This window comes from Pseudoclavibacter helvolus, from assembly GCF_014191305.1.
Lineage (GTDB): Bacteria > Actinomycetota > Actinomycetes > Actinomycetales > Microbacteriaceae > Pseudoclavibacter > Pseudoclavibacter helvolus.
Genome location: NZ_JACHWJ010000001.1, coordinates 1,193,077 through 1,219,519, shown reverse-complemented (window position 1 = coordinate 1,219,519; position 26,443 = coordinate 1,193,077). Strand labels below are relative to the sequence as shown.

The window sequence follows — 26,443 nt, the reverse complement described above, 5'->3', positions numbered from 1 at the left end:
GGGCGTCCTCGCTGTCCAGCCCGCACGCCGCTGTAAAGCCGCACGCCTCTGTCAAGCCGCACGCAACGAAGGGCCCAGGCCTTCAGCAGTCCCCGTGAGGTGAGCTGAAGACCTGGGCCCTTCGTGCTGAGCGAGACTCTGCTCGCTTCGCCTACGTCGTCTGCGCTCGACCGAGGTGGCTGAGGCGGTGCAGGAGGTCGTCGTCGTCGTGCTGGCGTCGGTTGCTCAGCGACCAGCCGACGGCCACTGTGGCGATCGCCGAGACCACGAGCGTGATGACCCAGATCCAGCCACCGTCGTAGGCGAGCCACGGGGCGGCGACTTGAAGCCAGGTGAGTGCTTGCCACACGACGAGGGCGACGATGCCGCCCAGCGCCGGGAGCAGCACAGGGCCGCGCGTCGCACGATGCGGCGCCGCGAACTGCACGGCGACGCCCAGCAGGATACCCGCGAGGCCCGCGAACATGAGTTCCATGGCGGAGGGCTAGGCGATGAAGCCGACGCGGCGAGCCTGGTCGCCGGAGAGTTCCACGTACAGGATGCTCGCGGTTGCGACGAGGTACGAACGGGACTTCGAGTCGTGCAGCTTCACGATAGCCGCGTCCTTCTCGACCGCTTCTTCGATGATGCGCTCGAAGTCGTCCTTGGTGAGGTCTGTCTCGAACGAGAGCTCTCGTGGGGCGTGCTTGATGCCGATGCGAACTTCCACTTGGCGCCTTTCGGATGCGAACGGGTGTCTGGCAAGGCTACCGGCAGGCCGCGGGCCTCGCTCGCATTCGCTCCGTCTTTCGCCGTGGGCGCAACACACGTGAGCATTCCGGAGTGGAGACGCGGCATGAGCTCGAATGTCGGTACCCCGAGATACCGTGACTGCATGACTTCAGGACCTGCACTCGACGCGTTGATTCTCGATGCCACGCAGCGTGCTGTCCTCGATGCGGGCGCCGAGTCGCATCTCAGCGTGGTGGGGGCGCCGGGCTCCGGGAAGACGACGACTCTTGTGGAGCTGCTCGCGGAGCGTGTGCTCAGAGACGGGCTCGCGACCACGGAGGTGCTCGCGCTCACGCCGGACCGCCGGAGCGCGGCGCGGCTCCGAGAGGTGATCGGCGAGCGTCTGGCGGTCAGCACGCCTGGCGCGATGGCGCGTACGCCGGAATCCGTGGCATTCGAGATCGTGCGCGCCGACCGTGCGCGCCAGGGCATGCAGGCGCCGCAGCTGTTCACTGGGGCAGACGAGGACACGATCCTGGCGGAGCTCATCCAGAGTGATCTCGAGGCGCGCGCGGTTGAGGGGCCAGAGCAGCTGAACGCGACGCCAATCGATTGGGCACCACCCGTCACGCTTGAGGCGATCGGGCTGCGAGGGTTCCGGGCCGAGATTCGCGACCTCCTGGCGGCAATGTCCGAGTACGACGTGACTCCGGAGCGCCTCGAGGAGCTCGCCCACCTGAGGCCTGTGTGGTCCGGGGCTGCCGCCTTGGCGAGGCAGTTTCGAGAGAGCGTGGCGCAGGCGAAACCGAACGCATTCGACACTCCTGGCATCGTGCTGGAGGCGGTGAGCATCGTGCATTCCGCGACACGACTCGACTCCTTCTCGCGCCTCAAGCTCTTGCTCGTCGACGACGTGCACGAGTTCACGGAGTCCGGTAGGCGGTTGCTTGTCGCCTTCGCGTTGCGCGGTGTTCGTGTCGTGTCCTTCGGAGACCCCGACATCACGACGGGCGGATTCCGAGGCTCCAGGCCCGAGCTCGCCGTTGACTGGCGGGGGGAAACGCGCGGTGCGCTCGAGGAGCCGCGTCGGCTTGTGCTCGGTACCGTGCATCGCGGCGGCGCGGAGCTCAGGGCGTTTGTGCGCGGCGTCACTGACGGCATCGGAGTCCAACGCGAATTGCGGCACCGGGCCGCAGAGTCGGCACACGCCGGTTCGCCGCCGGCATCAGCACCTCCGGCGGTCGCGCGGTTCTCCGCTTCCTCTTCAGCCGCCGAGTGCCGGGGAATAGCGGACTACCTTCGTGAGCTGCACCTCCTCCACGACGTGCCGTGGGACGAGATGGCAGTCATCACTCGCCGGGGCGGCAGCATCGAGTCCATCCGGCGCCAGCTCGCGAAACTCGAGGTGCCGACGAGTTCCTCACAAGCCCTCCCCGCGGCTCGGGACAAGGCGGTTCAGGCCGTTGTCAAGCTGGCCGCCATCGCCAGCGGGGCGGAGGAACTCACCCCGGAGGCCATTGCGGAGCTCGCAGCCTCGCCGGTTTTCGCGATCGACCCCGTTCAACTGCGTCGCGTTCGACGGGCGCTCCGCCTCGACGAGATCGCCGCAGGGGGGAACCGGGCGGCGGATGAGCTGCTCGTCGAAGCCGTCTCCCGAGTTGCCGGCCTGCGGCTCCTGACCGACCCGGACGCCCCTGCCTCTGCGACGTTCGAGCGGCTGCTCGCTACCGGCGGCTCCGCCAGCGGGCGGAGCGCGACCAAGACCTTGCAGCAGCTCGGTTCGCTCCTGCGAGCTGTAGCAGGGGAGATCGACGCCGCGGGAGGCCAACAGCGAAGTATCGCCGCAGACGAGGTGCTCTACGCCGTCTGGGAGCGTCTCGGCGTTGCGAAGACCTGGCGCGAGGCGGCGCTCGGTTCGGGCCCGCGAGCCGAGCAGATGGGGGCTCACCTCGACGCCCTCGTCACCCTCTTCGACGTGGGCAAGCGCTTCGTCGAGCGGCAGCCGGACGCGAGCATCCACGACTTCCTCGTGCAATGGTCAGGCAGCGAGGTGACGGCTGACTCCCTGGCCGGCCGCACGAACGGCGGCACTGTCACCGTCACGACGCCCGCCGCGGTGCTCGGCCGGCAGTTCAGGGTAGTTGTGGTCGCGGGACTCTCCGACGGGGTCTGGCCCAACCTGCGCCTCCGCGACTCCTTGCTGGGCGCGGGTCAGCTGGCCGAGCTCGAGCGCGGCATCGACACGACGAGGGACCTCGTCGATCGCCGGCTCGAAGTGCTGTACGACGAGCGACGCATGTTCGCGCAGGCGGTCTCCAGATCGTCCGAGTGGCTGCTCCTCACCGCGGAAGAGAGTGAAGACAGTGCTCCGTCACCGTTCTTCCTGCTCTCATCGCGCACCTGGAACGACTCAGCGTCGGAGGTCTCTGAGGCACAGGCGGCGCTGACCCTTCGCGGGCTTGTTGGCGAACTGCGACGCGCCGGGATCGTTCGAGGGGTCGACCCCTCCGATGCGGCCGGGCTTGCAAGGCTCGCCCAAGAGGACGTTCCTGGTGCTGATCCGGCCGAGTGGTACGGACTCGGGGGGCCAACGACGGGGAGGCCTCTCCACGACCCCGGGGACCCGAGCGCGAGCATCCCAGTGTCGCCCTCGAATATCGAGAGCTTCGAAGACTGCGGCGTCAACTGGTTCGTCAGCTCCCACGGAGGGGGCAGCACAAGCGAGAGCATGAACATCGGCAACATCGTGCATGCGGCGGCCGAGTTCGACTTCCCCGATCTCGAGGCCCGCACGGCGTTCGCGCAGGCACGCCTCCGCTCGAACGACTTCGAAGCGCCCTGGCAGGAGACGGCAGTTCGCGCGAAGGTCGACGAGCTGGTGCGCAACCTGTCGGCCTACCTGCATCGAGTCACGCTCGACGGAGGAGCGCTCCTCGGGGCGGAGCGCGCCTTCACCGTCGAAGTGCGCGTCGAAGGCGAGGAGAGCGCGAAGATCACGCTCCGCGGCAAGATCGACCGCATCGAGAGCACGGCCGCGGGCTCCATCGACGTCGTCGATTTCAAGACAGGAAAATCGATGCCGTCGAGCGACTCGATGGCCACCAACGCCCAACTCGCCGCCTACCAGCTCGCGCTCTCGACGGGAGCCGTAAGCGACCCCGTCGATCGCCCGGTTCAAGCGGTCGAGCTTCCCCCGCGGAGTGATCGCGGGGAGACGATCCCACCAGCTCAGGTGCACGAAGCGAAACTTGTCTTCCTCGCGAAGCCCACGACAAAACAGGAGTGGAGCGAGCGCACACAGCACCCGTTCGATGAGACGGCGACCTCTGAGTTCTTCGAGCGTGTCCGGAACGTCGCCCTCGGCATGATCGGGATCCCAGAGCCGCTCGACCAACGATCCCCAACGGATGCACTCGCATCCGCCCATTACCAAGCCCACCTCGAGTCCCATTGTCTCGGCTCCTTCGGTGGCGGACGGGCGTGCGCGCTGCACGCCGCACCGGAGGTCACCGAGTGACGCACAGCTGGCCGGCAGGAGCCGTGACCCACGGCGATATCGCGTTGGCGCTCGCCGACAACGACCCATCTCGGATGCTCGAACCGACAGCGGAGCAGCGGCTCGTGATCGAGGCACCGCCGGTACCGAGCCTCGTCATGGCCGGTGCCGGCAGCGGCAAGACGCAGACCATGGTGCAGCGCATCGTCTGGCTCGTGGCAGCCCAGGGCGTGCACCCCACCGAGATTCTCGGGCTCACCTTCACCCGCAAGGCAGCAGGTGAGCTGCGAGACCGCGTGCAGCTCGCCCTCGCGCGGCTCCGCAGCGAGGGGCTCGTCGGCGGCGACGAGTTCGCCACCCCCGAGGTCTCGACCTACAACTCCTTCGCGAACCGGGTGTTCTCGGAGAACGCGCTGCTCATCGGGCAGGAGCCGGACGCGCGCATCGTCGACGAGATGACGGCCTTCGCGCTCATGCGCAACGTCGTTCTCGCGAGCGACGACACTCGGCTGAGCTCACTCGACCTGCAACTCAGCGCGATCACGAACCTCGCCCTCAACGTGGCGCGCGCGATGCGCGACAACCAACTCTCGGCAGCCGCGTGCAACGCGTTCGTGGCGGAGTTCAGGCGAGTCGGTGACCTGCCGGGCCGTGGCAAGGCGAACACGCCGAGCAAGCCTGTCGTCGACGCCGTCGCGACCCTGAACGAGCTGCCGATCTTCGTGGCACTCGCCGAGCGCTATCAGCTCGAGAAGCGCAAGCGAGGGCTCATTGAGTTCTCTGACCAGGTCACGTTCGCGGCGGAGATCTGCGCGACGACACCGGCCGTCGTCGAGGAGCTGCGCATCAGGCACCGCTTTGTCATTCTCGATGAGTACCAGGACACGAGCGTCGGGCAGACTCGCCTGCTCGGCACGATCTTCGGCGATCACCCGGTGCTGGCCGTCGGCGACCCCAAGCAGTCGATCTACGGGTGGCGGGGTGCCAGCCCTGGCAACATGCGCCGCTTCCATGGCGACTTCAGGTCGCGCATCGTCCCACCGGCCGAGGAACCCACGTTCCAGCTCTCCATCTCCTGGCGGAACGACGCCAAGATCCTCGACGCCGCGAATGAGGTGGCGTCCCGGCTGCCAGAGGCAAGCGACCCAGGCGTCACGCAACTCGGCAAGCGCCCGGGCGCGGGCGACGGACAGGTCTCGCTCTCGTTCCCCGAGACGCTCGACGAGGAAGCCGACGCCGTGGCGGCCTGGATGCGCGAGCGCATCGTCATCGAGGGGGAGCGAACGCCGCCATCGGGCGCCGTGCTCCTGAGGGCTCGCAAGCTCCTGCCGCTCTTCTCCGCAGCGCTGACCCGGGCGGGTGTGCCCAACCGGGTCATCGGGCTGGGAGGGCTCCTGTCCGCACCGGAGGTTGTCGACCTCCGCTGTGCCATGCGCGTCGCACACGACTCGACGGCAGGCAACGAACTCATCCGGTTGCTCGTCGGCGCCAAGTTCCAGTTCGGCCTCGCCGATGTGAAGGCGATCCACGACGTCTCGCGCAGCCTGGCGAACCGCGACGTCACGATGGAGTCGCTCGCGGACGAGGTACGGGCGAGCAAACGTGAGCTCGCAACGGGAGACGACGAAGTCCCTCTGCAGGAGGCACTCGACTTCCTGGCGGCTCGCATCGACGCAGGGAAGAGAGGCGCAGGGAAGAAGCGAGACGAACCGGACACTTGGCTGACAGGGCTGAGCGTGGAAGCGCTTCGGCGGATCCCCCATGTGAGCAACCTCATCGGCGAGCTGCGTCGCAACGTTGGCCTCCCCATCACGAACTTCGTCGACGCCACGATCTCGATCATGGGCCTCGACCTCGAGGTCACGGCGAACCCGGGCAACATCGCCAGGATCGGCAACCTCGACGCGTTTGCCGAGGCCGCTGCGGCGTTCGCGTCCGCAGAACCTGACGCCGGTCTCGGCGCCTTCCTCGACTGGGTCGAGATCGCAGCAGGCGACGATTCTCTCGCGCCCGTCCAGGAGCAGGCCGAACCCGGAGTTGTGCAGCTGCTCAGCATCCACGGCTCAAAGGGCCTTGAGTGGGACTTCGTCGCGGTGCCGCGCAGCGTCGAGGGCGAGATGCCGAGCACCTCACGAGACGGGCTCGGCTGGATCAAGCGAGGTGTCATCCCCTACGAGCTGCTGCTCGACGCGCACGACCGTCCCGAGCTGCCCTGGAGAGGCGCGGAGACGCAGAAGGAGCTCGCCGACCTCATGCTGGAGCTCAAGGAGCAGATCAAGGAGCGTAACGACGCTGAAGAGCGTCGCCTCGCCTACGTCGCCTACACGCGTGCTCGCCACGAGCTACTCATCTCGGGCTCGTACTGGAGCGCCATCCACAAATCTGCACGCAAGGTCTCGGCGTTCGTCGACGAGCTCGCTGCCGCGGGCATCATCGACGTCCCGCCGGAGAACACGCTCGAGTCTGCGCCTGCCTCGCTCGCCGCGGACAGCGTCGCCTGGCCGCACAGACCGTTCAGCCAGGCACGACTCGAACGCGTCGAGGAGCTCGCGGCTGCTGTGGAACGTGCGCGCCGGGACGGTGCTCTCCCCGCGGGTTCGTTGGAGAAGCGCATCGATCTGCTCTTGAGGGAGCGCGCCGAACGGGGCGTCGTCGGCGGCATCCAGCTCCCCGCTCGATTCGCTGCTTCCAAGTTCAAGGACCTCGTCACCGACCCGGCCGAGATCGCTGCGCAGCTGCGGAGGCCCATGCCTCAGAAGCCCTTCAGGCAGACGCGCATCGGAACGATGTTCCACGCCTGGGTCGAAGCCCACTACGCGGCACCGACTGTTGGCGGCGACCTCCTCGGCATGGCCGAGCTCTTCGGAACGGAAGACTCGGAGCTCAGCGGCCTCGCCGACGCGTCAAGCGCCGATTTCACCGAACTCGAGCGTCTGCAGGACGCGTTCTTGGACACTCCGTGGCCACACAGAACCCCGATTCTCGTCGAGCAGACGATCGAGTTCCGACTCGGCGAACGAACGGTTGTCTGCAAGATCGACGCTGTCTTCGAGCACAACGGTCGTGTGGAGGTCGTCGACTGGAAGACCGGGAGGGTCCCGAGTGGCGAAAGCGCGCGCTGGGAACGCCAGCTGCAGCTCGCACTGTACACGCTCGCCTACTCCGAGCACACGGGCGTACCCCCGGAACAGATCGACGCCGTCCTCGTCTACATCCGAGAGGGCGAGGAGATCCGGGTTCCGGAGGTCACCGGGCGCGCCGAGCTTGAGCGTCTCCTCGCGGAGGCTGAAGCGGCGCTCAGCGCCGCGAGTCCGTCCGCATGAAGTCGTTCGGCGGGGTGTCGTCGTCGAGGTCGTCCTCCGCCGCGTGATCGACGTCGATGTGCGGGCTGTCGTCTGGGTGCACGCCAGCCGGGGCTCCGGAGGTGGCCTCGTGCACAAGCCCTGGAAGCACTGCGCTTCCCGTGTCGTGCGCGTCCGGCTGGTGCGCGGGTCGCCTGCCTGCCGCCTCCTTGAGGAGCTCCTGCACCTCGGCGATGTCCAGCACGGGCAAGGTCTCGTGGACGAGCGGCTGTGCAGGCGCGCGGTGGATGCGGTCGACGAGCGAGTCGAGCATCCCCTCGGCATCCGCGATGATCTCCGCGTCGCTCGCCTCCACGCCGTGCAGCAGCCAGCGAGCGAGCTCGAGCTCGGCGTAGAGCAGCGCTCGCTGCCGCAGCTGCCTGTCGACGGTTCCCGGGGCTTCGTCGGTGTACTCGTCGAGGATGCCCCTCGCGATCGCGCCATCCAAGGAAGAGATCCAGTGGAGGTCGCGGGCAGGGTCACCGACACGGAGGTCACTCCAGCCGAGGACCCCCCTCACCTGGTTGCCATCAGTGATGATCGAGGCCAGTCCGAGGGCGCCGTGGATGACCGTCGGCTGGAACTGCCACAGCGAGTCGTCGTCGACGGCTGCCGACCAGCGGCGGTCGAGCGTCACCGGAAGTCGGCCGGTCTCCTTGGCTCGCGCGATGGTCTGAGCCGCTGCCTGCCTGGCCTCGGAGGCCGAGAGCGACGGCATGCCTGCGGCCTCGACGGGCCCCTTCGGCAGGGAATGGATGGCGGCGATGGCACGACCGAGGCTCACGAGGAACAGCGTGCCGGGCTCGAGCGTCTCCTGGTCGGCGGGGATGCCGCGCAGGAACGTGTACACGGCGACCCTCTCGCGCTTCTCCGCCAGACTGCCGAGCACCTCGGAGACCTGGAAGGGCAGCCTGCTGCGCATCCCAGGCGTCAGGACCGCCAGGGCGCGAACATCAGCGAGCTGCTCCTGAGCGGCCGCCGACGAGGTGGGGCGCCGAGCGATGATCGTCTCGCCATCCCGAAGCGTCAGCAGCGCGGCGTCGAAGTCGCCGTGCGCTTCGTACGTGTGCTCGAGGGCCGCAGCCACGTCGAGGTCGGGGACAGCGGCCACGGCAAGTGCCGCGAGTTCCAGCGAGAGCTCAGCCATACGTCCAGGTTAGGAGGCAGGGTCGAGGCTGGGTGAGTGCCACGCCCGCAGGGCCTCGAGGCGACCTAGGATGAATCCGCCTATGAATCACTTCATGTCTCGTCTCCCACTCGCCCAGCAGCAGACCGATCGCGACCACGAACGTCGAAGCGAACCGGGCCTCGTGCAGTCGCTCTTCGCCGACGGTGCCACCCGCGTGCTCGTCCTGAGCGGCGGGAAGGCTCTGATGCGCTCGGCCGGAGACGGCCCCAGGCTCGACCTGCTGGTCCCGACGAGTCCCCGTGCTGCTGTGCTCGAGCCAGCCATCGCGGACGCCGTGTACCTCGGTCGGACGCTCGAGGACGAAGAGGCTCTCCCGAAGGGCACCTCCGTCCTCTCGGTCAGCGTCGACGAGGCTCTGGCCTCGGTCATCGAACCGGATGCGCGCCTCTGGGCCGGGCTCATGGAGACGGCCGCGCACCTGGGAGCCGTGCACTGCGGGCTCTTCACCGAAGCCCTCGCCATCACGAACTGGCACGACACGCACGCGTTCTCGCCGCGCACCGGATCCGCGACGAGCTCGGGACTCGCGGGCTGGGTGCGTCAGGCCGAGGGCGAGTCTCACGTCAGCTTCCCACGCACCGACGCCGCCATCATCGCCGCGGTACTCGACCGTGATGACCGAATCCTGCTCGGGGCGAACGTCAGGTGGAACCCTCGGCGGTTCTCGCTCCTCGCGGGCTTCGTCGAGCCGGGGGAGTCGTTCGAAGCCGCGGTCGCACGCGAGATCTACGAGGAGGCGAGGGCGCACGTCGTTGAACCGAGGTACCTCGGCTCGCAGCCGTGGCCGTTCCCGGCGAGCATCATGGTGGGCTTCACGGCCAAGCTCCACCCGGACCAGGACCCTGCAACGGTGGAGCCAGACAACGACGAGATCGTTGAGCTCGGCTGGTTCACGCGCGACGAGGTGCGTGCCATCGAGGACCGCCTCCCCGGGCCGACTTCTATCGCCCGCGCCATCATCGATGCCTGGCTCAGTGGTCACCTCGACTGACGCAGAGAGCCAGGCGGCGTCGGCGGCGACGGCGGATGTGAGCCTGCTCGCCTCGCTCAACGACGCCCAGCGCGAGGCTGCGCTGGCTCTTGTCGGCCCGGTGTGCATCCTGGCCGGGGCTGGAACCGGGAAGACCCGGACCATCACGCACCGCATCGCCTACGGCATCCGCTCCGGCGTGTACGACCCGTCCCGCGTCCTCGCGCTCACCTTCACGTCGAAGGCGGCAGGGGAGTTGCGTGGTCGTCTCCGCGACCTCGGCGCGTCCGGCGTCGCCGCGCGAACGTTCCACGCGGCGGCCCTCAGCCAGCTCGGCTTCTTCTGGCCGCACACGGTCGGCGGCCCAGCCCCCGCGATCGTGAAGGGCAAGGGCAGGCTGATCGCCGAGTCGGGGGAGCGCATCGGCCTGCGCCTCGATCCCGCCGGTGTGCGGGACATGGCGACCGAGATCGAGTGGCGCAAGGTGCGCGAGCTGTCGCTCGAGGAGTACGCGATCCAGCTGCGGACCTCGCGCTCGCTGCCGAAGGGGGTCAGTGACGACGCGGCGCTCGCCCTGCTGCAGGCCTACGAGGACATCAAGGACGAGCGCCGGCAGATGGACTTCGAGGACGTCCTGCTGGCGACCGTCGGCATGCTCGAGCTGGAGCCGTGGGTGACCCAGCGCGTGCGAGAGCAGTACCGCTTCTTCGTCGTCGACGAGTACCAGGACGTCTCGCCGCTGCAGCAGCGGCTCCTGCAACTGTGGCTCGGCGAGCGGCGCGAGTTGTGCGTCGTCGGCGACGCCGCGCAGACGATCTACTCGTTCGCCGGCGCATCAAGTTCCTTCCTGACCGGGTTCCCCGAGCGCTACCCCGACGCGCGGGTTGTGCGCCTCGAGGACAACTACCGCTCGTCGTCCGCCATCATCGGCGTGGCGAACGAGGTGGCGCGCCACGTCCCCTACGCGCTCACCCTGGAACCGGCTGCGGAGACGCCGAGGCGCGAGCCCCTCCCCGAGGTGCTGCAGTTCCACGATGATGACGATGAAGCCAGGGGCGTTGTGCACCGCATCGGCGAGGACCTGCGCAGCGGCATCCCAATCGAGAGCATCGCCGTGCTCTACCGAACGAACGTGCAGGCTGCGGCCATCGAGCGTGCCTTGCAAGACGCAGGAATCGCCTACTCAGCCATCGGCCAGCGCCGATTCTTCGAGCAGCCGGAGGTCCGCCAGGCGCTCAGCGCGCTGCGGGCCGCGGTCATGCAGGAGACGGAGGGGCCGCTGTTCCAAGCCGTGAGCGATGTGCTGCGCGACCTGGGCTGGACCCATGAGCCGCCCGCTGATTCAGGCGCGCTCCGGGACCGCTGGAACTCCTGGGATGCGCTCCTTCGCCTCGCTGATGCGCAACCGCACGGCACGAAGCTCGCCGAGTTCTCGGCCGAGCTCCAGCAGCGGGCGAAGATGCAGTACGAGCCGGAGCTCCGAGCCGTGACGCTCTCGAGCATCCACGCCGCGAAGGGGCTCGAATGGGACAGCGTCACCATCATCGGGGTGAGCGAGGGACTCCTGCCCATCTGGTACGCGGAGTCGCAAGCCGAGCTCGACGAGGAGCGCCGGCTTCTCTACGTGGCGGTCACGCGCGCACGGAAGCGCCTGCGTCTGACGCACGCGCAGTTCGGCGGGCGGCGGGACGCCGAGCGGCCCGCTTCTCGCTTCCTGGCAGAGCTCGGCACCCGCATTCGTCGTGGAACGAACGGCGCGTTCGGCGGATCTCGCAGGTGAGCGCGTCGATCGTCCACGTATCTGAGGCGCAGTAGGCGGAGGCTGTGCCGTCGGTGAGCCACGACGACACGGAGTTCGAGACGAGGCTCCGCACAAGCTCTTTCGTGAGGCGAGACAGCGGGGCCCTGCTGGTGACCGCGAGTTGGGTGGCGATGGCCGCCCAGGACCGGTCGGCGTCGAGCCGGTTGAGGTCGTCGCAGCGAACGCAGGGCGTGCGGCCGGGGAGGACAAACGGCCCGACCGTCGCTCCGTCGTCTTCAGCGATGACGGCAAGGTGGGGCACGTCGGCAGCCATGAGCGGGGTGTAGCGTCTCGGCGGAAGCACGTAGTCGGCGCAGTCGACGACAAGCCCGATCTCCGCCGGCAGCGGTGGCTGATAGTCCTCGCCGGCTCGCCGCACGGCGCACCCGAGAGCGGCGATGTGCTCGGCGATGTCATCGCCGGCTACCGTGCCTCGGACGAGCACCACTGGCGGGCGTCCGCTGCCGCTACGTGCTGTCCTGGCCGAGCGTTTCCGCTGCTGACTGGGCGGCGCATCCAGCAGCGTGCTGACTGAGTCGAGCAGGGCGCGCACCTCGGCACTGCTGAGGCCGAGCCGAGCGCCGCGTTCGTGGAACTGCTCGAGGGTGCCCGGGCTCCGCAACGACTCGATGAATCGCTCGGCGCTGACGCTCGGAGACTTGATGACCGCGCGGGCGGTGGTCCCGCCGAGTTGGAGCTCGGTGGGGGAGCGCCACACGATCGGCACGCCAGGGGGTAGTCGCAGGTCCATGCGGAGATCATCCTGGAAGCGTCCGAGGGACGCAGAAGTTCTCCACAGGGCCAGAGAACGGGACGGTCGGCGGCCCGAGGCCGCCGACCGCACCTGATCAGTTCGACGGCTTGTCGCCGCCCTCTGGCGCATCGCCGAACGCGGACGGATCGTCGAGGAACTTCGCCAGAGCCTCGTCGTACTCGTCGGCCGGGAGCTCCCCGAAGCCGAGCCTCGTGACGAGCGCCTCCGGGTGGTCGATGTCCTCGGTCGTGGGCAGCGCGTCGAAGTGCGCCCAGAGCTCGTCGCGCACCTTGGCGCCGTGAGCCTCGGAGACCGCGCGCCACATCGCAGCGGCCTCGCGGAGACGCCGTGGGCGCAGCTCGAGTCCAACAAGCGAGGCGAACGCACGCTCGGCCGGGCCACCGACGGCGCGACGACGACGAACCGTCTCCGCAAGCGCGACGGACTTCGGCAGTCTGGCTGTGGCGTCCTCCGTGACGACATCGACCCAGCCCTCGATGAGCGCAAGCATCGTCTCGAGGCGGGCGAGCGCCGCCTCCTGCTGCTCGGTGCGGGGCGGGATGAACGCGCCCTCGGAGAGTGCGGCCCTGATGCCATCCGGGTTGCTCGGATCGAGGGTCTGGGCGAGCTCCTCCATCCGCGAGACGTCGATGCTCACGCCACGCGCGAACTCGGTGATCGAGGAGATGAGGTGCAGGCGGAGCCACTTCGCGTGCTGGAAGAGCCGCGCGTGGGCGGTCTCGCGCACGGCGAGGTAGAGCTCGATCTGTTCGCGGTCGACGTCGAGTCCCTCCGCGAAGTCGTCGATGTTCTGCGGAAGCAGCGACGGCCTGCTGTGGTCGAGGACCGGCACGCCGATGTCGCCACCGGCGACGACCTCCTCCGCAAGGTTCCCGACGACCTGGCCGAGCTGTACGGCGAACATCGCGCCGCCGATGCCGCGCATCATCGAGGAGGACTGGCCGAGCAACTGCGCCATCTCTGGCGGAGTCTGCTCGGTGAGCACGTTCATGAGGGCGTCGGCGATGCTCGTGGCGACCGGCTCGGACAGCGACGTCCAGAACTGGATCGAACCGGTGATCCACTCGAGCCGGGTGAGCGTCGCGGGGGTTTCGCTGATCTCGCCGAGCTCCGTGGCTTCGCTCAGCCACAGCTGTGCAACCCGGAACGCCTGGTCGAACCTCGCGGCCTCCTCTTGGCTGATCTCACGGTTGCCCGGTTGTGCGACTCGGCGTGCCTGGTCGCGGGCCACCTGCCAGTCGAGCCCGTTGCCCGGGTTCGAGACCGCCGCCTGCAGCTGCGAAAGCAGCGCCTGCACCGCGGCGGGGTCGTTCGGGAGCCCCGCGACTCCCGCGAGCTTGGCGGGGTCGAAACCGCCTTGCCCGCTCAGGAGCTCACGCAGCAGCTTGCGTAGCTCGTCCTCTGATCCGTCGTCGGGAATCGGTCCCTGTGCATCACTCATTCCGCACCTCCCAGCGCTTGGATCTACGCTAGCTCGTGGCCCCTCCAAGGAAGGGTCGCCGTGACTGCGTATGCGCCGTGTGCCTTGCGCCACGGGCGAACAATGGCCGCAGGACATCGAAACGAGCGCAGTGACCTTCTTCTCCGAGCCCTCCTCAGAGGGCGATGCCCGTGTGCGCGAGCAGTCAGAGGCGTTCGCTAGAGCGCACGAGGCGAACCGTCGTCGAAGCGAGGAGGGGACCCGCCGGGCGCGTGTCGGCCTCATCTTCCTCTCCATCGGGATGCTCCTGCTCGTCGCTCTCGGGTTCAGCCCAGCCCCCTACGTCGTCCGCTCGCCGGGGCCCGTCTTCGACGCCCTTGGCACTGTGCAGGCCTCCCAGGACGACCCGACGCAGGTCGAGGTCATCACGATCGGCGGCGCGGACACGTTCGAGCCGTCGGAGGGCCAGCTCGACGTCATGACGGTGAACGTCGGGGGTCGCCCAGAGAACCTTCCCAACTGGTTCGAGGTCTTCCTCGCGCTCATCACGCCGTCGAACGACGTGCTTCCCGTGGAGGCCTACTACGCCGACGCCGAGACGGGCGAACAGCGCGACGCTCAGAACGCCGCGCTCATGCAGGGCTCGGAAGCGGATGCGATCGCTGCCGCACTCCTCAACGAGGGCTACGACGTTGGCACGGCACTCGCCATCGTGTCGGTCGGCGACGATGGGGCGGCTGCCGGGATGCTTGAGCCCGGTGACATCGTCACCTCCGTGAGCGGCATCCCGGTCGAGTCGACCGACGGCTTGCCTGCGGCGGTCGCGGAGGTTTCAGGTGGAGACCTCGGCAACCTGCAGGCTGTCGACGTGGTCGTCGACCGGAGCGGCGAGACCAAGACGTTCTCGATCACGCCACGCGCGGGAGTCGTCGAGGGGGAAGAGCGCGCCCTGCTCGGCGTGACGGTCGCGACGCAACACGACTTTCCCATCGACGTGAGCATCGAACTCGGAAACGTCGGGGGTCCAAGTGCTGGCCTCATCTTCGCGCTGGCGGTCTCGGACAAGCTCGCCGACGGCGACCTCACTCGGGGGCTCCACGTCGCGGGCACCGGCACGATGTCCCCTGACGGCACGGTCGGCAGCATCGGCGGCATCACGCAGAAGCTCTACGCGGCGGTTGATGTCGGCGCCGACCTTTTCCTGGCGCCGGCGGACAACTGCCAGGACGTGCTCGACGGTGGGATACCCGGCGACATCCCCGTCTACGCGGTCTCCACGCTCGACGAAGCCGAGCAGGTCATCCAGACCGTCGGAGACGGGGGCGATACGGCTGCTCTGCGTACCTGCGAGTCGGTGCTCGGCTCCTGAGACGGCCCAGTCTCAGTTTTGCCAGGCACTTGCCAGATAAACTCCTCTAGTTCCCTTTTCTCGGAAAACAATCGGCCCTTCCAGGCAATGACAGGTACGACGTGACAAGCACTGCAGCTCAACAGCCCCAGAGTCCGAAACCCGCCAGCCGACGTCGGATGGGACCGCTCACGATCACACTGCTGATCGTCGTGGCGCTTCTCGTCGTCTTCTTCTGGTTCGCAGGCCGATACGCGGACGTGCTCTGGTACGACCAGCTCGGCATCCTCCAGGTCCTCCTGACGGAGTGGGGTGCAGGCGCGATCATGTTCGCGATCGGACTCGTCGCGATGGCGGTTCCCCTGTACGTGAACCTGCAGATCGCCTACCGTGCGCGGCCGGTCTACGCGAAACTCAACGAGCAGCTCGACCGCTACCAGCAGGTCATCGAGCCGATCCGTCGCGGCGCAATGGTTTTCGTCCCCGCGATCTTCGGCCTCTTCGCCGGTGTGGCCCTCATCTCGTCCTGGCAGACGGTCCTGATGTGGATGAACTCCACTCCGTTCGGCGAGACCGACCCGGTCTTCAACCTGGATGTCTCGTTCTACATCTTCCAGCTGCCGTTCTTCCGAGGCGTCGTCGCCTTCGTGAGCGCCGTCGTGCTGCTCTCGCTCATCCTGACTGCCGCGACGCTGTACCTGTATGGCGGCATCCGCGTCACCGGCCGTGAGATCGTCATCTCGAAGAGCGCGCGCACGCACATCGCGATCCTCGCCGGCCTCTACATGCTCATCCAGGCAGTCAGCTTCTGGCTCGACCGCTACGCAGCGCTCCACACGCTCTCCGGGCGCTGGACCGGTGTGCTCTACACGGACGCCAACGCCACGATCCCCGGCCAGGGGATCTTGGCCGGAGCCGCGATCGTCGTCGCCGTGCTCTTCTTCATCGCGGCGGCGATCGGTCGTTGGCGCCTCCCGCTCGTCGGTACGGCGCTCCTTGTCGTCGTCGGCCTCGTCGTCGGCATGGTCTACCCGTGGATCGTGCAGCAGTTCCAGGTCGGACCGAGCGAGCAGGCCCTCGAGACCCCGTATATCCAGAACAACATCGACGCGACCAGGTCTGCCTACGGGCTCGACCAGATCGAGGAAGTGAACTACGCCGCAGAGACGACGGTCAGCCAGGGACAGCTGCGCAACGACGCCGACACCACGGCGAACATCCGCATCCTCGACCCCTCGCTCGTCTCGCCGACGTTCGCGCAGTTCGAGCAGGAGCGTGCCTACTACCAGTTCCCTGAGCGCCTCGACGTCGACCGCTACGAGATCGACGGCCAGGTGCAGGATGCGGTTGGATCCGTCCGCGACATCAACATCGCGGGCCTCGGCGCCGACGCACAGTCGTGGGTCAACAACACCATCGTCTACACGCACGGCTACGGGCTCGTCACGGCCTATGGCAACCAGCGTGGCCCGGACGGTCAGCCACTCTTCATCGAAGGCGGTATGCCGAGCGAAGGCGCGCTTGGTGAGTTCGAGCCTCGCGTGTACTTCGGCGAGTCCTCGCCCGAGTACTCCATCGTCGGCGCACCGGAGGGCTCGCAGCCCGCTGAGTTCGACCACGTCTCCGGTGCGGACGGCGCAACGCAGACGTACAACACGTTCACCGGGCAGGGAGGACCCGACCTCGGGAACTTCTTCAACCGCCTCGTGTACGCGATCAAGTTCCAGTCGGAGCAGATCCTCCTGTCCGAGTACGTCAACGAGGAATCCCAGATCCTCTACGACCGCGACCCTGCCGAGCGCGTGCAGGCAGCCGCTCCGTACCTGACGATCGACTCCGACCCGTACCCGTCGGTTGTCGACGGCCGCCTCACCTGGATCGTCGACGGCTACACGACGAGCAACAAGTACCCGTACTCGGAGCTTGCCGGCCTGCAGAACCTGCTCGAGGACGCAGACACGCCCGCGTCGTCGCTGCCGCCAGAGGTCATCAACTACATGCGCAACTCGGTGAAGGCGACCGTGGATGCGTACGACGGCACGGTCACGCTGTACGCATTCGACGAGACGGACCCGATCCTGCAGACCTGGCAGAAGGTCTTCCCGTCGACGCTCAAGAACGTGTCGGAGATGTCCGGCGACCTGCTGAGCCACATCCGCTACCCCACGGACATGTTCAAGGTGCAGCGCGAGATGTTCGCGCGCTACCACGTGACCGACGCGAGCACGTTCTACAACCAGACGAACGCGTGGCAGCTGCCGCAGAACCCGACTGGGGGAGAGGCCTCGCAGCCGCCGTACTACCTGACGATGCAGATGCCGGGCCAGGAGTCGGCATTCTCGATCTACTCCACGTACATTCCGCTGACGAACGCGAACGCGCAGTCGAGGAACGTGCTGCGCGGGTACCTGGCGGCGAACTCTGACGCTGGGAAGACCGACGGAACCGTCGCGGACACCTACGGCAGGATCACGCTGCTGCGCGTCGAGAACGACAACGTCAACGGTCCGGGTCAGGTGCAGAACATCTTCAACTCGAACGAGACGGTCGCTAACCAGCTGAACCTGCTCGAGCGAGGCGGGCAGACCGCGGTCCTGCGAGGAAACCTCCTCACGGTGCCCGTCGGCGAGGGCTTCCTGTACGTGCAGCCCGTGTATGTCGAGTCGACCGGTGAGACCAGCTATCCGCTGCTCAGGCGCGTGCTCGTCGCCTTCGGCGACAAGATCGCGTTCCAGCCGACCCTCGATGAGGCGCTCGACGAGCTCTTCGGCGGCGACGCAGGTGCGGACGCGGGCGACGGCGGCGTTGAGGTCTCCGACGACGATGTGCCAGTGGACTCCGTGCCGGACGACACGACGACCACGCCTGCTCCGACGGCGACCACTCCTCCGTCAGGTGGAGGAACGGGGACCCCTCAGGAGCAGCTGTCAACCGCACTGGCGGACGCGCAGAAGGCTCTCGAGGACCGGACGGCCGCGTACGCGAGCAATGACCTCGTTGCAGCAGCCGAGGCTGACAAGCGGCTCACGGACGCGCTGAACCGCGCTCGTGAGGCTGACAGCCAGGTATCGGGGACGACGCCGAGCGACTCCCCGGAGCCGACGCCGACCACGTAGGCCACCGCAGCTCCACACGCCGACGGGCGCCGTCCTCTCAGAGGGCGGCGCCCGTCGGCGTCTCAGGTACGAAAATTGTGGGGATCTGCTGCTCCGGTGTCACCCAGCAGCATTTCGCCACAGCCTTCTGCGGGGAGCTCGAATTTGGGGGAGCGCAGTTCGAGCCTCGGGGGGAGGCGACGCGCCCGGGATACGAATGGCGGAGTGCTGAGGGGAACGAATTCGGGTGGATTCGCGCTGTTTTTGTCGCTGGGAGGCCAGATCGGGCATCGGTTTGAGGCCCCCTGATGCCACCGACACGCCGCGGTTTCCGGGGATTTAGTGCTCCGAGTTGCACGACGCCAAGACCGCTGGTAATGTTTTCTCTTGTGCCGCGGGGTGGAGCAGTTCGGTAGCTCGCCGGGCTCATAACCCGGAGGTCGTAGGTTCAAATCCTGCCCCCGCAACCAAATCCGCACAAGTTGGGTTGCTCACAAGAGCAAGCATGAACTGCGGCACAAGGCCCGTTTCCTCTCGAGGAAGCGGGCCTTTCGCGTACCCGGCTGCGGAATGCTCGAGCAAGCCGGCGTCGGCTTGCCTGAGCTTCTCCTCGCACACGAGCGGCTAGTCTCGGCCATTCGACAGACTCTGCCATCCGATGGGATGGCATCGGGGGTGCCAGGTGGCCAGATTCACGAGCCTCGAGCAGCGCATCGACGACTTCGCGGGGCGGCTCCTTGAGAGCGCCCCGTCTCGCGGCTTCAGGGCCGCCCTGGTCGAGTTCTTGGTGTTCGGTCTGAAGCAGGCCTGGGCGTGCATCTTCGGGGCGCTCATGCTCGTCCTGATCCTCGCTGCGAGGCTCTGGTACCCGGATGACGCGTTGCTCGCGAGAAACGACGCGCTGGTCATCGGGGCGGTGGCGATCCAGGTCTTCATGATTGCCGCGCGACTCGAGACCGGGCGGGAGCTGCTGGTGATCCTCGCCTTCCACATCGTCGGTACGGGGATGGAGCTCTTCAAGACGAGCGTCGGCTCGTGGAGCTACGCGTCAGGGGGAGTGCTGCACATCGGTCCGGTGCCGCTCTATACGGGCTTCATGTATGCCGCCGTCGGCTCGTACATGTGCCGCGTTTACCGCCTCTTCGACCTGCGCTTCTCGAGGTACCCGCGCATCTGGGTGACCGTCGTCGCCGCTGCATTGATTTACGTGAACTTCTTCACCCACCACTACTCCTACGACTTCCGCTACGTGCTGCTGCTCTTCGTGGCGGTGCTGTGGGGCCGCACCTGGATGCACTTCCGCGTCTTCCGAACCACGATGCGCATGCCGCTATTGCTCGCGTACCTGCTCGTGGCGCTGTTCATCTGGTTCGCCGAAAACATCGGTACCCTCGCGGGGGCGTGGGTTTATCCGAACCAGGAGCACGGCTGGGAGCTCGTGTCGATCACGAAACTGCTCTCGTGGTTCCTGCTCATGATCATCTCGGTGGTCATGGTCACACTCGCGTATCCGCCGAAGCCACCGGTGCAGGGAGCGAGCGTCGAGACCGGGGAACTGAAGTCGGCGAGCTAGTCCCAGGCCTTAGCCGCGGGGATGCGCACGATGAAGGAGGCGCCGTCGTTCGACTCGACGGCGATCTGCCCGCCGTGCGCCTCGACGATGGACTTCACGATCGCGAGTCCGAGCCCGGTGCTGCCGGACGCCCGGGTCCTGGCTGAGTCACCTCGGGCGAACCGTGAGAAGAGGTCCTGGCGGAGCCCCTCGGGGATGCCTGGGCCGTCGTCGCGCACAACAAGCACCGCCTCCCGGCCAGTGGCCGACGCGGAGGCGAGCTCGTAGCGCACGGAGACGTTGACGTGCGTGCCCTGCGGGGTGTGCTGGCTGGCGTTCGAGAGCAAGTTCACGACGATCTGGTGGAGGCGCTCCCAATCGCCGAGCACGGAGACCTCGCTCGGGGGCACGGTCGCGCTCCAGTGGCGGTCGGCGTCGCTCGCCTGCGCGTCGCTGACGGCGTTGATGACAAGCTCGGAGAGGTCGACGGTGTCGAGCTGGAGGTCCTGGCCCTCGTCGAGGCGGGCGAGGAGGAGCAGGTCGTTCACAAGCGAGCTCATGCGGGTCGCTTCTGACTCGATTCGAGCGAGTGAGCGCTCCGTCGTGTCAGGCAGCGACGCGGAGTCCTGGCGGGTGAGCTCGGCGTAGCCCTGGATCGCGGCGAGTGGCGTGCGTAGCTCGTGGCTCGCGTCGGTGACGAAGCGGCGCATCCGCTGGTCTGCGGCGGTCCGTACCGCGAAGGCCTCGTCGACGTGCGCGAGGAGCTTGTCGAGGGCCTCGCTCACCTTGCCGACCTCGGTGCGCGGGTCGATGTCGTCGAGTTTCACTGCCTTGCGCAGGCCTACCTCGCCGGAGGCGAGCGGCATCTGCGCCACGTTCTCGGCGGCGGTCACAACGCGCGAGAGCGGACGCATCGCGACGCGCATGACCAACGCGACGAGCAGCACGATGAGGCCGATCCCAAGCGAGGACAGAACAAGTGTGAGGACGGTCTGGTTGAAGGTCGCATCCCTGGCGGTGTCGAGCGAGACAGCCGAGATGAGGGCGTAGCTGGGGTCACCCTCCCACTCGTGGATCATGACGCGGAAGTCGCCGGCGACGTCGTCGAGCTTGATCGTCTCGAGGAGTGAGTGCTGCGCCGCAAAGCTCTCTGACTGCGCGAGGGTGGCGAGCTCGTTCTTGATGTTCTGGTCGCATTCGACGGCCGAGGTCTCGCTGAACGACGCGGAGTCGATGATCTCGCCGTTGTGCGCGAGGGCGATGATGGTCCCCGGCGCGTGCCCGACGAAGTTGACGAGCGGCTTGATCTTCGGCGCCGAGGACTCGCCGGTCTTCTGCGGATGCGGGTGGGTGCCCGGCACATCGTCGCGGTACTTGTCGACGGAGTTTTCGAGCACCGACATGGACGCTGCGAGCTGCGTGTTCACGACGCTGGTGATCGCCGAGTTCAGGGTGACGACGTTCATGATGCCGATGGCGCTCATGACAAACGCAACGACGAGGGTGACGCCGACGATGATGCGCGCGCGCAGCGTCCACGGCCTCATTCTGCTGGCCTGATCACGTAGCCCACCCCGCGCACGGTGTGGATCATTGGCGTGCGGCCCGCGTCGATCTTCTTGCGCAGGTAGGACACGTAGAGATCGACGATGCTGGCCTTGCCCGCGAAGTCGTAGTTCCAGACGCGGTCGAGGATCTGGGCCCGACTCAGCACGCGCTTCGGATTGCGCATGAAGTAGCGCAGTAGCTCGAACTCGGTGGTCGTGAGCGCGACCGGGTCGCTGCCCCGCCGCACCTCGTAGCTGCTCTCGTCGAGGAAGAGGTCGCCGACCCGCAGCTGGGAGGCGTCGTCGGCGACTGCCTCGCCCGCGCGCTGGATCAGGCCGCGGAGTCTCGCCACGAGCTCCTCGAGGCTGAACGGCTTTGTCATGTAGTCGTCCCCGCCGGCGGTGAGCCCGATGATGCGATCGTCGATCGAGTCCTTGGCGGTGAGGAAGAGCACGGGCGTGGCGTGCCCCTGACCTCGGAGGTTCCTGAGAATGCTGAGCCCGTCGATGTCCGGGAGCATGATGTCGAGGACAACTACGTCGGGCCGTTCTGCCGTGAACTTGGCGAGCGCATCCCGCCCATTGTTGGCGACGTCGACCTGCCAGCCCTCGTAGGAGAGGGCCAGGCTGACGAGGTTCGTGAGGGTCTCCTCGTCGTCAACAAGCAGCACGCGGATGGGCGTGCCGTCTGGGCGGTGGAGGCGGGGGAGCTGCGCAAGGACCGCCCGACGGCGCCCGGGCTCGATGATCGGGTCAGCGGCAGGAGAATCGGGCATTGGATCATCGTGTCATGTGAGGGGCGTCGCGGTGTGGTGTGGGCCCCTCCTCATAGGAAGCTCAAATCTTCTCTTACGCGGAGCATGGGCGGAGTTCGTAACCTGCGACGCATGACCCTCCAGCGAATCCAGCACCCCGACGTCGGGAGCCGTACGCCTGGCGTCAAGAAGGACTTGCAGGGTGGGCTCTTCCACCGACCGCGGTTCCTGCGCGGCCCCCGCACCGAGCGTCCGTTCGACGCGCCCCAGCTCTTCACGGAGCGCCTCATGTTGCGCCCCCACACGATCCGCGACGCTGACGCCTGGCACGAGATCGTGTCGGACGCTGAGGTGGTTCGCTACCTGCACTGGAAGCAGCGCGACCTGGCGGAGGCGACCGAGCACCTGAGCCGCCGTACGACCCAGACTCGCCTGTGGCAGACGGGCGACTTCATGGCACTGGCCGTCGAGCGCGACGGGAAGCTCATCGGCGACGTCTCCGTGCACCTGCGTGAGGTCGAGTCGGAGCATCGTTCGGCGGAGCTCGGGTGGATCATGCACCCGGGAGACGCGGGTCACGGCTTCGCGACCGAGGCGGCGGATGCGCTGGTCGAGTACCTGCGCGACTACGTCGGCGTGAAGCGTGTGCTCGCGGTCATGGACCTCGAGAACGAGGCCTCCTACGCGCTCGCGAGGCGCCTCGGATTCGCAGAAGTCTCCCGCTCCGACGACTCGAGGACCACGGCGCTCGAGCTGGTCTGAGCCGCCCCGGCGCCGCGCATGCGCTGCGCCGCTGCCCCGGTTCCGATGGCCGCGCTCGACGTCGCCATCAGCTGCGCGACCTCCAGGAGGTCCCAGGCCATGTCGCCCGTCACGGAGATGCCCCTGGTTCCCGACCGGCGCGTCTTGCCCCGCACCAGCATGTAGTGGGTGCGGAACACCCGATTGCCCGCGCGTTGCTGCGCGTCGTGGAAGAACACGATCTGGGAGAGGCCAGTGCTGTCGTCGAGGGAGACGAACACGGTACGGCGTCCGCCGCGCATGGGGGGCGTGTTGGTGGCACGCCGAACGCCGGCGATGAGCACCTCGGTGCCGCCTGGCAGGTCGATGAGCGTGCTCGCTGGGACCACCCCGAGTTGTCGGAAGAGGGGGAAGAAGCGCTCCATCTGGTGGTGGCTCACGCCGAGGCCAAGCTCCTGCAGTTCAAGGTCGGTCTGCGTCTTCCCGTGCAGGTCCATGGCGGTCACGCCGCGCAACTGGGGGACGGGCAACGCGAACGCGAAGGCCTGCTGGTGCTCCGGCACTCGTATTGGGGTGCTCGTGAGTGAGCGGATGAACGCGAGCAGCTCGTGCCGCCTGCGCGACTCGTAGTCGATGAACGCGTCGAGCGCCCCGACTCTCGCGAGGGAATCCAGGGTGCTGCGTCGCGGACGCACCCTGGCTCGGAAGTCGGCGAGCGAGTCGAATGGCTGGTGCTCAGCGACCCTGTCGCGTTCCGCCGAGGACATGCCGCGCACATCCGCGAGGGACATGCGGACCCCGTCCCGCCCATCCGGGAGCGGCTCGACCGTGTACTCGAGGCCTGAGCGCTGCACGTCGATCGGCAGCAGCGGGATGCCGAGGTGCCTGGCCTCGGCGACGATGAGGTCCTTGCCCCACATGCCGGGGTCGTGGGTGAGCAATCCCGCCCAGAAATGCGAGGCGCGGTGGGTCTTGAGCCACGCGCTCTGGAAAGTGGGCAGGGCGAACGCCGCACCGTGGGCCTTCGCGAAGCCGAAGCTGCCGAAGCCGGCAAGCACCCTCCATGCTTGATCGATGACCTGGGGCGGGAAGCCGCGTTCGGCAGTCTTACCGCGCACCATGTCCTCGATGCGAGCTACGAGGTCGGGTTTCGCGAGCCACCGCCGGTACACGTCGGCCAGCTCGAGCCCGCACCCCGTGAGCTCGTCGAAGATGCGCATGACCTGCTCGTGGAAGACGACGACGCCCTTCGTCTCGAGCAGGATGGGCTTGAGTCGAGGGTGAATGTAGTCGGGCATGACCTCGCCGTGGCGCGCCCTGAGGAAGTGGAGTGGCATGTTGTTCTGCATGGGGCCGGGCCGGAACAGGGAGATGTCGATGATGAGGTCGTTGAACACCTCGGGCTGCAGCTTCCCGACGAGCTCCATCTGGCCGGGGCTCTCGACCTGGAAGATGCCGAGGGTCTTCGTGGAGCGGATCGTCTCGTAGGTCGCCTCGTCGTCGAGGGGCAGCGCGTCGAGGTCGAGATCCTCGCCGCGGGTGCGCTTCAGCTCCTTCACTGCGTGGGCCATGGCGCTCTGCATGCGCACACCGAGGATGTCGAGCTTGATGAGGCCCATCGGGTCCATGTCGTGCTTGTCGAACTGGCTCATGGGCAGACCGATGCCTGACATCTGCACTGGCGTGCGGTCGAGGAGGGAGATGTCGGAGAGGATGACGCCGCACGGGTGCACGGAGATGTGCCTCGGCAGGGAATCGAGCCGCTCGGTCGCCTCGACGAGCACGTCGAGCTGGCGTGAGCGGCGCACCTCCTCGGCGAACTCCCGAAGCTCCGGCTTCTCGGCGAGGGCCTGCCTGAAGCGTTTGGCGGAGAAGCGCCACAGCTCCTTCGCGATGCGGTCGACCTCGCCGTCCGCGAGTCCGAGCGCGAGGCCCGCGTCGCGCACGGCGCCCCTCGAGCCGTACGTGTTGACCATCGACATGAGCGTGACCCGCTCGCCCCCGAACTCATCGAAGATGCGGTGGTACACGCGGTGGCGTTCAGCGCTTTCCACATCGAGGTCGATGTCGGGCAGCGTGCGTCGCTCGTCGGAGAGGAAACGCTCCCAGATGAGCCCGAGGGAGACGGGCTCGACGTGGCTCGTGTACAGCAGGTAGTTGAGCAGCGAGCCGACCCCTGACCCCCTGGCCTGCACTCGGACCCCCATGTCCTTGATGAGCTCGACGACATGCGAGACGGTGAGGAAGTACGGGGCGAAACCCAGCTTCCGCACGGTCTTGAGCTCGTGGGCGAGGCGGTCGCGCAACTCGCGTTCGTGGGCACCGGATGCGTCGGGGTAGCGGGCAGGGATCGCCGCTTCCGCCTTCGCCCTCAGCACTTCGAAGGGATCGCCGTCGATACCGAAGCGCGTGACCTCCGGCATACGCGGGGTGCCGATGCCCGCATCCCGCTCGAGATCGATGATGCAGGCCTCGGCAAGCGCCCTCGTCTGGGCGAGGAGATCGTCGGCAGCTGAGGCGTCGTGCCCGCCCGCATCCACGACCATGCGGGCGACCTGCCGCATGAGGCTCGCCGGCTTGAGCCACGCCTGCGCCGTCGGGGCCAGCTCGATGTCGTCGAGCGCTCGCCGCGCTCGGACGGCGTCGGCGATGTCGACGGTCGCGGCCTCTTCCGGCGAGGCGTAGCGGACCGCGTTCGTGAGCACAGCCCGCAGCCCGCACTCCGTGGCCAGCCCCAACATTCGAGTCGCCGCCGTGACGGAACTGGGGGTGCCCGGCTCGGCGAGGTGGCAGACGACCTCCACGACGAGCGAGGAGCGGGGGATTCCACGCAGCCACGTGTGCAACCGCTCTCGCGCCAAGCCGAGCTGGGCCGCGGAGGCTGCCGTGCCGACGTCGCTTGTCGGCCCGAGCAGGACGGTCAGCCTCGTGGCACCATCGTCGGTCGTCGCGAGCTGAGTCAGCCTGGCAAGCGGGATGCTCGGCTCGTGGATGCCCGTCGGGGCGCTCGCGGTGGTCTCGTGGGCTGCCGACACGGCCCGACAGAGCGCCGCGTAGCCGGAACCGTTGTCACCGCCTGCCGCGAGCACGACGACCCGTCCGAGGGGCTCGCCCCGCTCGTCGTGCACTGCGAGCTCGCTGCCGAGCACGGCCCGCAGCTTCGCGTCCCTACAGGCGAGGAGGTGTTTGACGGCGCCGGAGATGCCGTCGCGGTCAGTGAGCGCGATCGTGTCGAGTCCCCGCTCGACGGCCGCCTGAGCGAGCACCTCGGGTGGGGAGACCGCGTAGTGCGCGCTGAAGCCTGACGAGACGTGCAGGTGCGGGAAGCTCATCGCCTGCTCACTCCCAGCTCAGGGACAGCAGCCAGCCGTCTGAGGCGTGGCACAGGTCGTAGAGGTGCTCGTTGTGCTGCTCAAGGGAGCCGTCGCGAACGGCGGTAACGCGCCAGAGCTCCTGATCGATGCGCTCGGAGGGGGAGCCTCCGTGCCACCACGGCGGGAGTCTGCGGAAGTAAGCCTGGGGCTGGCCCGTGACGGTGTAGAGGAAGCGCTGCCACACGAAGGAGACCGGCTGCCCTTCTGGGCTGAAGGCGACATCGATGATGTCGTCGATGACGGTTGGCATGGCTCCTCCTTCACGTAATCGAATATGTATTCGAACGTGAACCAAGCGTAAATCGCACCACCGACAGTGGCAACCGCA

The 26,443-nt window shown here is 67.6% G+C and carries 16 protein-coding genes and 1 tRNA gene; 9 read left to right on the top strand and 8 right to left on the bottom strand.

From position 1 onward, the window contains the following. Window positions 1-151: 151 nt before the first annotated feature. Complete coding sequence (locus tag FHX72_RS05770; protein WP_156475750.1) at window positions 152-475, bottom strand: hypothetical protein; 324 nt, start codon at window positions 473-475, stop codon at window positions 152-154. Window positions 476-484: 9 nt separating this feature from the next. Next, window positions 485-709, bottom strand: a complete 225-nt coding sequence (locus tag FHX72_RS05765) for a DUF3107 domain-containing protein (RefSeq protein WP_068480868.1) — start codon at window positions 707-709, stop codon at window positions 485-487. Between the two features lie 165 nt (window positions 710-874). Here FHX72_RS05765 and FHX72_RS05760 point away from each other — a divergent pair, with 165 nt between their 5' ends. Both FHX72_RS05760 and FHX72_RS05755 read left to right on the top strand, forming a co-directional pair. Continuing rightward, a complete protein-coding gene (locus FHX72_RS05760; RefSeq protein ID WP_183623580.1) occupies window positions 875-4,228 on the top strand; it encodes a UrvD/REP family ATP-dependent DNA helicase in 3,354 nt (1,117 codons plus the stop codon). Then, window positions 4,225-7,530: a UvrD-helicase domain-containing protein gene (locus FHX72_RS05755; RefSeq protein ID WP_183623579.1), complete on the top strand. Its 3,306-nt coding sequence runs from the start codon at window positions 4,225-4,227 to the stop codon at window positions 7,528-7,530. Before FHX72_RS05760 ends, FHX72_RS05755 begins: the two co-directional genes overlap by 4 nt. Here the strand turns inward: FHX72_RS05755 and FHX72_RS05750 are convergent. Next, window positions 7,505-8,695, bottom strand: coding sequence for a phosphotransferase (locus FHX72_RS05750; protein WP_183623577.1), 1,191 nt, complete (start codon window positions 8,693-8,695; stop codon window positions 7,505-7,507). The two genes, FHX72_RS05755 and FHX72_RS05750, sit on opposite strands and share 26 nt — an antisense overlap. A gap of 94 nt (window positions 8,696-8,789) precedes the next feature. On the opposite strand from FHX72_RS05750, the gene nudC reads away from it, so the two are divergent. Together nudC and FHX72_RS05740 are read left to right on the top strand one after the other, a co-directional pair. Continuing rightward, window positions 8,790-9,728 (top strand): NAD(+) diphosphatase, encoded by a 939-nt coding sequence (nudC, locus tag FHX72_RS05745; RefSeq protein WP_244963975.1) that lies wholly within the window; start codon window positions 8,790-8,792, stop codon window positions 9,726-9,728. Continuing rightward, window positions 9,712-11,487, top strand: a complete 1,776-nt coding sequence (locus FHX72_RS05740) for an ATP-dependent helicase (RefSeq protein ID WP_338060515.1) — start codon at window positions 9,712-9,714, stop codon at window positions 11,485-11,487. The genes nudC and FHX72_RS05740 overlap by 17 nt, the downstream gene beginning before the upstream one ends. 869 nt (window positions 11,488-12,356) lie before the next feature. Here FHX72_RS05740 and FHX72_RS05735 read toward each other — a convergent pair. Next, window positions 12,357-13,724 (bottom strand): zinc-dependent metalloprotease, encoded by a 1,368-nt coding sequence (locus FHX72_RS05735; RefSeq protein ID WP_183623573.1) that lies wholly within the window; start codon window positions 13,722-13,724, stop codon window positions 12,357-12,359. Between the two features lie 130 nt (window positions 13,725-13,854). Here FHX72_RS05735 and FHX72_RS19610 point away from each other — a divergent pair, with 130 nt between their 5' ends. The 4 genes from FHX72_RS19610 (at window position 13,855) to FHX72_RS05715 (ending at window position 19,719) form a co-directional block, all read left to right on the top strand. Further along, window positions 13,855-15,072: a S16 family serine protease gene (locus FHX72_RS19610; protein ID WP_183623571.1), complete on the top strand. Its 1,218-nt coding sequence runs from the start codon at window positions 13,855-13,857 to the stop codon at window positions 15,070-15,072. A 158-nt stretch (window positions 15,073-15,230) separates the two neighbouring features. Then, window positions 15,231-18,167: a UPF0182 family membrane protein gene (locus FHX72_RS05725; protein ID WP_183623569.1), complete on the top strand. Its 2,937-nt coding sequence runs from the start codon at window positions 15,231-15,233 to the stop codon at window positions 18,165-18,167. Between the two features lie 372 nt (window positions 18,168-18,539). Then, window positions 18,540-18,616: transfer RNA gene (locus tag FHX72_RS05720), tRNA-Met, on the top strand. A gap of 212 nt (window positions 18,617-18,828) precedes the next feature. Next, the gene (locus FHX72_RS05715; protein WP_183623567.1) at window positions 18,829-19,719 is read left to right on the top strand and encodes a DUF817 family protein; all 891 of its coding nucleotides are present in this window, start codon (window positions 18,829-18,831) and stop codon (window positions 19,717-19,719) included. Here the strand turns inward: FHX72_RS05715 and FHX72_RS05710 are convergent. Both FHX72_RS05710 and FHX72_RS05705 read right to left on the bottom strand, forming a co-directional pair. Then, a complete protein-coding gene (locus FHX72_RS05710) occupies window positions 19,716-21,245 on the bottom strand; it encodes a sensor histidine kinase (protein ID WP_183623564.1) in 1,530 nt (509 codons plus the stop codon). The genes FHX72_RS05715 and FHX72_RS05710 overlap by 4 nt on opposite strands. Further along, window positions 21,242-22,021 (bottom strand): response regulator transcription factor, encoded by a 780-nt coding sequence (locus FHX72_RS05705; protein ID WP_104284326.1) that lies wholly within the window; start codon window positions 22,019-22,021, stop codon window positions 21,242-21,244. The genes FHX72_RS05710 and FHX72_RS05705 overlap by 4 nt, the downstream gene beginning before the upstream one ends. A gap of 111 nt (window positions 22,022-22,132) precedes the next feature. Here FHX72_RS05705 and FHX72_RS05700 point away from each other — a divergent pair, with 111 nt between their 5' ends. Beyond that, complete coding sequence (locus FHX72_RS05700) at window positions 22,133-22,762, top strand: GNAT family N-acetyltransferase (RefSeq protein ID WP_068480899.1); 630 nt, start codon at window positions 22,133-22,135, stop codon at window positions 22,760-22,762. Here the strand turns inward: FHX72_RS05700 and dnaE are convergent. After that, complete coding sequence (dnaE, locus tag FHX72_RS05695; protein WP_183623562.1) at window positions 22,681-26,073, bottom strand: DNA polymerase III subunit alpha; 3,393 nt, start codon at window positions 26,071-26,073, stop codon at window positions 22,681-22,683. The two genes, FHX72_RS05700 and dnaE, sit on opposite strands and share 82 nt — an antisense overlap. A gap of 7 nt (window positions 26,074-26,080) precedes the next feature. Continuing rightward, complete coding sequence (locus FHX72_RS05690) at window positions 26,081-26,365, bottom strand: hypothetical protein (RefSeq protein ID WP_068480902.1); 285 nt, start codon at window positions 26,363-26,365, stop codon at window positions 26,081-26,083. Window positions 26,366-26,443: the final 78 nt, after the last annotated feature.